Here is a 7,863-nt window from a genome sequence, read left to right on the forward strand (position 1 = left end):
TCAGGCTGGGAATGATATGAATTCTTTGCCATATGCGGCGACACAAATGAGTGCGTTTTTGAGTGAGGTGGGGTTAGCAAAAGCAAAACCAGATCTAACTAAAATATTTGATGACAGATTTGTCAAAGCATATGCAGCTAAAGCCAAGAAATAATCGCGATCGAGATTCATCAGACGCGGGAGCTAGATCGTCTTTACGACCATCGGTATTCTGGAGATTGGTAGAAGATATCCCTAGGCCACTCAATTGGATGTTGAGTGGTATCTCGCTCGGTTTGCCCTTAATCTTGTGGTGGGGTATAACAACTTTTGGTTCGATCGATCCTAAGTTTTTACCCTCACCTGCTGCGGTCGTAAGTGCTTTTGGAAGACTATGGGGTACTGGAGAGTTACAACAAGACACAATTGCTAGTTTGTGGCGAGTAGGTGTCGGTTTTTTCTGTTCGGCTTTATTCGCAATTCCGACTGGAATTCTGATGGGCAGTTTTCGCAGTATTCGGGCGTTATTAGAGCCATTATTTGGTTTGATGCGCTATATGCCTGCACCAGCTTTTATTCCGCTCCTAATTCTCTATCAAGGTATCGATGAAGCACCCAAAGTTACGCTGATTTTTATCGGTACATTCTTCTTCAATGCTTTAATGGTAATGGATACGGTTAAATTTGTATCTAAAGATTTAATCGAAGCAACTTATATCTTAGGTGGAAATCGCTTGCAGACGCTATTGATGGTGATATTTCCCCATGTGATTCCAGGTATTTTAGATGCTTGTCGGATCAATTTAGCTGCTGCATGGCAATTAGTCATCGTCGCCGAACTCATCGCGGCGACAGAAGGATTGGGTCGGAGAATTAGTGTGGCTGGGAGATTTTTAAAAACCGATGAGATTTTTGTCGGTATTATTGTCATCGGCACGATCGGACTAGTTTTAGACTTGTTATTTCAATATCTAATTAGAGTTTTTTGCAAGTGGTCAGAGCATAATTAGCAGCCAGAAATATCCAGACGTAGCTCAAAGATCCGTCATTAGGCGGTCGCTCGATCGGAGATATTTAATGCTATAATTTGCCAATATTTACCTGCTTGACGATCGACTAGATTAAAACCACTACTCGCAAAAAATTAGATGTTTGTACAAATCGATAATCTATCCAAACAGTTCCAGACTCAGAATGGAAATCTAACCGTACTTAAAAACATCAACATCAATATCGAGCGGGGCGAATTTGTCTGTATAGTAGGAGCCTCTGGCTCGGGAAAATCTACGCTGCTGCGGCAAATTGCGGGACTCGATACGCCGAGCTGTGGCGAGATTCGGATTGCAGGGGTGCCAGTCAAAGGGCCGAGTCCCGATCGCGGCATGGTATTTCAAAACTATACTCTGTATCCGTGGTTGAGCATCCAGGAGAATACCGAGTTTGGTCTCAAACTACAAGGAGTATCCAAACGAGAGCGCCGCGAACGTGCTAGTTATTATCTCAATGTCGTCGGTTTGACTGACTTTGCCAAATGTTTGCCCAATGAGCTATCTGGCGGGATGAAACAACGCGTCGCCATCGCCCGCGCTCTAGTCTGCGAACCTCAAATCTTATTAATGGACGAACCATTTGGAGCCTTAGATATTCATACCAAAGAATCGATGCACGAATTTATTATCGATCTCTGGCAACGGACTAAAATTACGATTCTTTCGATTACTCACGATGTGGAAGAGGCAGTATTTCTCTCCAATCGGATCTTCGTACTTAGTTCTCGTCCTGGTACAGTTAAAAAAGAGCTGACGATCGATTTAGCAGAGCGCGGTGCTAACGCCAAACGTCACACGATCTTTCAAGATTACCGCGATGAATTGATGGTGTTGCTCCGTCAATATGGAGCGGAGGGCTTAGTTGCCGCAAAAGTTTAGAACGCAGAGCGCGTTTGGATCGATTTGGTGTAATTTCGCCAGCCACCAAAGTGGGTGATTTCCGGTTGACCCTCACACAAGAACTGCTCGCCCAGCACGCCCAAAACTTCACGATTATCTGCTAATTTGATTTTGCCAATGCACAATCCAGCGGGTTCTTGCTGCAAGATTTGGGCTAATCCAGCTAGTGGTAACGACCAGATCTCGATCGCGATTGCCGCTCCACCCAGACTCACTCTCATCATCGCCGGATGCCGATTTTCGATCGACCACAAGCGATAAATTGGCGCGGTTGTAGTTTCATACCCGAACTGGGCACCCACCTGTTGCAAATTGCCATTTAGCTCCAAACCCAGCATCAAGGTGCCATTAACAGCCAGTTCGCAAGTATCTAACATAGATTCGATTGTAGCTAGTAGGAAAATGTTCGGGAAACATAGAATTATACTTGCAACTACTCACATCTCGCACACAGATCTATTCAATAAATTCAATAACTCGAATGCTCTGGCTGGTGCCCGAATTAAACTGCGCTGCTTTAGATTTAATCTCGGCTAATTGACCGATCGCCAAACCGCAGGGTTTACCATATTTGGCAAGCACTCGATCGCTAGCAATATTCAGAGCCGTCTGAGCGCGATCGACAAAATCAGCCAGCTCGTAATCTCGGATCTCTAAATATTTTTTGACGATCGAAGATGGCGAATAACAGGTTTCTTCCGAACCATCCGGCCATTGAATTTTAAAGCGGGTTTCTGGCATGGGTATTAATTGAGAATTGAGAATTGAGAATTGAGAATTGAGAATTGAGAATTGCGGCGTTGCTGAATTGGGGTATAAAGCATAGGTCTTGCTCTTCAGTCCCGCCAGATCCGAAGGATCTGGCAGGGCTGAAGAGCAAACCATACCTTAAATCAGCAACGCCAGAATTGCCTTTGTCATGTTGAAATAACTTATCTAAATCCCGTGAGGTGTTCGCGCTCGAAATCCCAAAATACAGTCGATTCTTGGTGGAATTTGAGCATTAATTGAGGACTATTGCTGACTTCACCGATATCTTCGCAGACAATTTGGCGATCGCGAAACATCTGTTGGACGGTAGGGACATGTTCGGGATGGACACTGAGTAAAAATCCGTAACTGGGAAAACTGACGAGCCAGCGATCGACTGATATTTCTGGCGGTCGGGGAATGGCGTCGAGATCCAGCACCGCTCCACATTTAGAGGTTTCTAGCAGCATTAGAGTCGTGCCGATGATTCCCCCCATGCTGATGTCCTTTCCCGCAGCGCACAGTCCATTTTCAGCCAGTTTGGGCAACAGTTCGAGATCGGCACAAAGTCTAATTGGAGCTGTTTCGGTAGCGGCATTCCAGAATGGATATTTGGGATGAGATTTGCCGCGCAGATCGATCGCCATTACCAATCGATCTCCAGGTTGCGCTGTGAAACTAGAAATTAACTGCTGGGCGCGTCCTAAAATCGCCACAGATAGGGCATTATATTCACTGCGCCCGTTGGTATGTCCGCCGACGATCGGCACTCCATACGCTCGTGCGGCAGCACTCATCCCGGCTAAGAGCGACTGACTAATTGCGGCATCTTGACTCCATAGTGTATCTACAACCGCGATCGGCCTGCCACCCATGGCATAAATATCGCTAACATTTACCATCACTGCACTCCAACCCGCAAACCACGGATCGGATGAGACAAAATCAGGCATCATCCCTTCAGTAGCCAGCAGTAGATAGCCATCGCCGTCAGGAATAGCCGCACAGTCATCGCCCAGGAGGATATCACTAGGGGCGTTCTCTGTGGCAAGAAATCTCGCAACGGTTTGAATATCTTGTTTGTGGACGATACCCAGAGATTGTTTTAGTTTTTGGGCGAGGAGCGCGAGTTCCATTAGGATGCTTGGCTGTATTGCAATGGGCGAATCTCGTCATTGGCAGGATAGAAGTCTAAATCTGCTTGCATCAGGTGGTGGGCGATGCCGCGAATTTCGATTTCTTCGAGCGAATCCCAATGTAAGCGTTGGAAGAAGCGAACGTTTTGGATTTGGACGGTGGCGAGGAATCGATCGCAGCCCCAGGCATTGGCGGTAGTAACGGCTTGATGAATTAATCCTTTACCGATGTGCCAGCCACGACGATAGTCGGGATGGGTGCCCAATCTCCCGCCATACCAGAGGCGGGGTTCGGATTCGTAGATGCGGACGACGCCCAGAACGGCTAAGGATTGGGCATCGGGTGCGACGGCGATGATGGGATGGGCGATCGCATCTAGGCTATCTATATCGTCATGTTGGAATAGGGATTGTTCTTCGACGAAGATTTTGCGGCGCAGGGCGTGGTAGGCGGCGATTTCCGATCGGGTGCGGGCGAGTTTGAATAGGTAGGTGGAGGACATGGTATTGGCTGCTTTAGATGGGACAACGACTGAAGTCGTTGCTTGTGGTGCGAAGTCCGCCTTCGCGGACTGATAAAGATTCCCAACCCGCGTAGGCGGGTTTTGCAACACTAGCGGCGGTTTGCGGCGCGCGCTCGTCGGGTTTCCCGACGGTTTAGCGCGACAAGACACAACCGCTGTGGTTATGTGACGCGCTAAACTTCAAAGCTAGACAAAGCGGAACATGCGCCGCATTTACCGCAGCCTGCTTTAATATCTTTCGCAGACATACCCGATCGATTTAGCAGTCCACCCACCTGCTGGTAAAGGGCAAACATCATCTCGCTACTGGGTGCGGGGTGATGTGCTAATGGCGTACCAGTAATCGGCACAAAAGGCACGACAAAGGGATAAACACCAAGCTCAATCAGTCGATCGCAGCCAGCAACCAGCGCCTCAACCGTATCGCCCAATCCAGCCAGGAGATAGGTGCTAACTTGTCCCCGTCCGAATACTTCGACAGCCGCAGCAAAAGCTTGAAAGTAATACTCGACGGGCACATCAGCTTTTCCCGGCATGATTTTGGCGCGCACCTCTGGGGTGATGGCTTCGAGGTGCATCCCCAGACTATCTACCCCCGCATCTTTGAGCTTTTGGAACCACCTAAAGTCATCGGGGGGTTCGCATTGGACTTGAATTGGCAGCTCGACGCGTTGCTTTACGGCTTGGGCGCATTCGGCTAGATAAGCGGCACCGCGATCGGGTGTATTGGGGGTGCCGCTGGTCATTACCAGGTGTTTGACACCATCCAATCGCACTGCTGCGGCGGCGACTTCCGCCAGTTGCGCGGGGGTTTTGCGGGCGATCGTCCGATCGGCGGCTAGGGATTGCTCGATCGCGCAAAACTGGCAGACAGTCTCGCTATTGCGGTACCGCATACAGGTTTGCAAGACGGTAGTTGCCAGGACATCGTTGCTGTGGAGCAGGGCAATTTTCCAGTAGGGGATGCCGTCTGTGGTGCTAAGGTTGTAAAATTGGGGCGTTTTTGGGAATTCGATCGAGCCGATTTCTCGTCCCTCTATGTGGAGGCTGGCTTGAGTGGATGTGAGGTCGATGGTGGCTGTATAGGCAGATCGGGCGGCGGTTTCGGTGTAGATGGGCACCATGATAGTGGTACCGTCGATCGTCACCGCCTTATGGTCGGATGGCCCCGCACCGCCTTTTCTCCCAGATACACCAGCTCCGACTTCTACTAGTTGCAATCCTTGGGATTGCAGTTCGGTCATCAATTTTTGTTTGTTCATCGCTCTTATTCCCCTCCGAGGAGGTGCTGGGGTTGGGTTTCGCTAATACGATGAAAGAATCTTTGGCTGTGATGTGGGGTTTCGCTTCGCTCTACCCAACCTACAGATCTACGCTACTGGGCTAATAAATCCCCTCCTTGGAGGGGTGCCCAAAGGGCGGGGTGGGTAGATCTCCGTCGTCACACTCATTCACCACCGCCCACCGACTCGAATTCATCTGTAACTGCAACAGATCGGGACGGGAATAATGCCCGACGCTATCCATCATCCGCTTGCGCTTGGTAATCAGCGCGAAATCCAGATCCGCGATCGCGATTCCTTCGCCCTCAGTAATGGGAGGATGCAGGATATTCCCTTCAGGGCTGATAATCGTCGTAAAACAACCGCCGCTGAGAGTTTTCTGGAGCTTGTCATCGGTAGTAATTTGACTGACTTGTTCGGGCGAGAGCCAGCCTGTCGCGTTTACCACAAAACAACCTGCTTCGAGCGCGTGGTGGCGGATCGTGACTTCCATCTGCTCGGCAAAAATTTGACCCACCATCGAGCCAGGGAATTGCGCGCAGTGGATTTGCTCGTGCTGTGCCATCAGTGCGAAGCGTGCTAGGGGATTGTAATGCTCCCAACAGGCTAACGCGCCCACTTTTCCTACCGCCGTATCCACTACCTTCAAGCCCGCGCCATCGCCTTGCCCCCACACCATCCGCTCGTGATATGTGGGCGTAATTTTGCGCCGTTTGAGCGAGAGCGTTCCATCGGCATCAAAGATGAGCTGGGTATTATAGAGCGAACCGCCATCGCGTTCGTTAATCCCCAGTACCACGACGATTTGATGCGATCGAGCCGCCTGACTTACCGCCTCAGTGACCGGACTAGGCACTTCGACAGCTTCTTCATACAGCCGTAGATGCTCCTTGCCCATCAATACGGGCGGCTGCACGAACGAAAAATAGGGATAGTAGGGAATGAACGTTTCGGGAAAAACCACGAGTTCTGCGCCCATTTGGGCAGCTTTGTCGATCGATGCCAACACTTTTTCAGTAGTTCCTTCGCGACTGAATAAAACCGGACTAATTTGCACGGCAGCCGCTCGAACTTTGCGCGTAAAATCCACAATTCTTACCTCTTCTGTTCGATCCCAAATCATCGCGTCATATGTCTGAAACCTAGATGGTGGCCACTACCCACCCTACTGGCTGTGTGGACTACAACATCGATCTGTGAGTGGGTTGGATTTCGCAGAGCCTCTACCCAACCTACAGATCTGCGTGGACTATTTTCTCCATAAAATCCCCTTCTCGGAGCGGCTCGCGCTCCTCGGCTTTGCCGAGGGTTTAGCGGCTTTTTTAGGTCTAGGGTTCCCCCCTAATAAAAAAGCGACAAGACAGCGAGACAAGACAGGGGTGCCCGTAGAGCGGGGTGGGTAGATTTTCACAGCACCTCAAACTTACAGAGTCCAGGTATCTAAAATAAACGCCCCTTCCTTGCGGTGCATCAACACGATATCCAACACATCCAACGGATTAATCGGAATAATCCCTGGAATCAAAGAAGCCTCACCATGCCCATACAAAGCTTGCAAAGCAAACCGACAACAATAAACCTTGCCACCATCGCTGATAAATTTAGCAATTCGTACAGTGAAGTTTTGATGCCCAGGAAATGCCTCATCACCTAACTTTGGAAAACCCCGTTGTAAACCTAATGTCACCCCAGGGCCATAGAGTAAAATTGAAGTATCAAAGCCCTTCTTTTTCAACCGGGTGGCTTGCAATAAGTTGACTAAACCGATCGATCCTTCAAATGCCACCGTGTGAAATGTCACTAAAGCCTTCTCACCAGGTTCAGCTTGGACATCGGGGAAAACTTTTTCTTCGTAATCGACTAGAAAATCACCAGTCTTGTGAGCGGGAATAGTAACTTCTGGCATGACGCTCTGCTCCGTTCTGGTTGTTAATATTGCTACCAGACTAGCGTTCGATCGACTGCTAGTTTTGTATCGTCAAATACGAACTAAGGATGTTTAGCATTAGGAACAGTTAACAATTTATACTATTTTCAAAATACCGATCAAATTTGCTCGATACATAGCAAAATTGCTAGATTTTTAAAATAGTTGTATCGTAGACTACGAACCGAGTAAGAATTCATTGACGATACTCCAATTACTAGCTGTAGATACCTTTTCTTTGATTGCAATATGTTCAGCGATATAATTTGCATCGCGAGCTACACCTGAAAACCGTCCAGAACCCCACGTATATAG

9 protein-coding genes and 1 pseudogene are annotated in these 7,863 nt (G+C 48.9%); 3 read left to right on the forward strand and 7 right to left on the reverse strand.

What is annotated here, in order from left to right; all coding sequences use genetic code 11:
• The 3 genes and pseudogenes from RMO52_RS24755 to RMO52_RS14490 form a co-directional block, all read left to right on the forward strand.
• Positions 1–154, forward strand: a pseudogene (locus RMO52_RS24755) (aliphatic sulfonates ABC transporter substrate-binding protein); the annotation flags it as partial.
• The gene (locus RMO52_RS14485) at positions 132–989 is read left to right on the forward strand and encodes an ABC transporter permease (RefSeq protein WP_396134991.1); all 858 of its coding nucleotides are present in this window, start codon (positions 132–134) and stop codon (positions 987–989) included. The pseudogene RMO52_RS24755 and the gene RMO52_RS14485, both read left to right, overlap by 23 nt.
• A gap of 138 nt (positions 990–1,127) precedes the next feature.
• The gene (locus RMO52_RS14490; RefSeq protein ID WP_310415442.1) at positions 1,128–1,907 is read left to right on the forward strand and encodes an ABC transporter ATP-binding protein; all 780 of its coding nucleotides are present in this window, start codon (positions 1,128–1,130) and stop codon (positions 1,905–1,907) included.
• Here the strand turns inward: RMO52_RS14490 and RMO52_RS14495 are convergent.
• From RMO52_RS14495 to RMO52_RS14525, 7 genes are all read right to left on the reverse strand, one after another.
• Positions 1,904–2,305 (reverse strand): glutamyl-tRNA amidotransferase, encoded by a 402-nt coding sequence (locus RMO52_RS14495; RefSeq protein ID WP_310415445.1) that lies wholly within the window; start codon positions 2,303–2,305, stop codon positions 1,904–1,906. The genes RMO52_RS14490 and RMO52_RS14495 overlap by 4 nt on opposite strands.
• Positions 2,306–2,384: 79 nt before the next feature.
• Positions 2,385–2,813: an MSMEG_0570 family nitrogen starvation response protein gene (locus tag RMO52_RS14500; protein WP_310415448.1), complete on the reverse strand. Its 429-nt coding sequence runs from the start codon at positions 2,811–2,813 to the stop codon at positions 2,385–2,387.
• A 47-nt stretch (positions 2,814–2,860) separates the two neighbouring features.
• Positions 2,861–3,814, reverse strand: a complete 954-nt coding sequence (locus RMO52_RS14505; RefSeq protein ID WP_310415451.1) for a sll0787 family AIR synthase-like protein — start codon at positions 3,812–3,814, stop codon at positions 2,861–2,863.
• The gene (locus tag RMO52_RS14510; protein ID WP_309738345.1) at positions 3,814–4,317 is read right to left on the reverse strand and encodes an MSMEG_0567/Sll0786 family nitrogen starvation N-acetyltransferase; all 504 of its coding nucleotides are present in this window, start codon (positions 4,315–4,317) and stop codon (positions 3,814–3,816) included. The genes RMO52_RS14505 and RMO52_RS14510 overlap by 1 nt, the downstream gene beginning before the upstream one ends.
• 194 nt (positions 4,318–4,511) lie before the next feature.
• The gene (locus RMO52_RS14515) at positions 4,512–5,600 is read right to left on the reverse strand and encodes an MSMEG_0568 family radical SAM protein (RefSeq protein ID WP_310415454.1); all 1,089 of its coding nucleotides are present in this window, start codon (positions 5,598–5,600) and stop codon (positions 4,512–4,514) included.
• A gap of 121 nt (positions 5,601–5,721) precedes the next feature.
• Complete coding sequence (locus RMO52_RS14520; RefSeq protein WP_310415457.1) at positions 5,722–6,711, reverse strand: Nit6803 family nitrilase; 990 nt, start codon at positions 6,709–6,711, stop codon at positions 5,722–5,724.
• A 333-nt stretch (positions 6,712–7,044) separates the two neighbouring features.
• Positions 7,045–7,527 (reverse strand): MSMEG_0572/Sll0783 family nitrogen starvation response protein, encoded by a 483-nt coding sequence (locus RMO52_RS14525; protein WP_310415460.1) that lies wholly within the window; start codon positions 7,525–7,527, stop codon positions 7,045–7,047.
• Positions 7,528–7,863: the final 336 nt, after the last annotated feature.

Source organism: Chamaesiphon sp. OTE_8_metabat_110, from assembly GCF_031382685.1.
Taxonomy (GTDB): domain Bacteria; phylum Cyanobacteriota; class Cyanobacteriia; order Cyanobacteriales; family Chamaesiphonaceae; genus Chamaesiphon.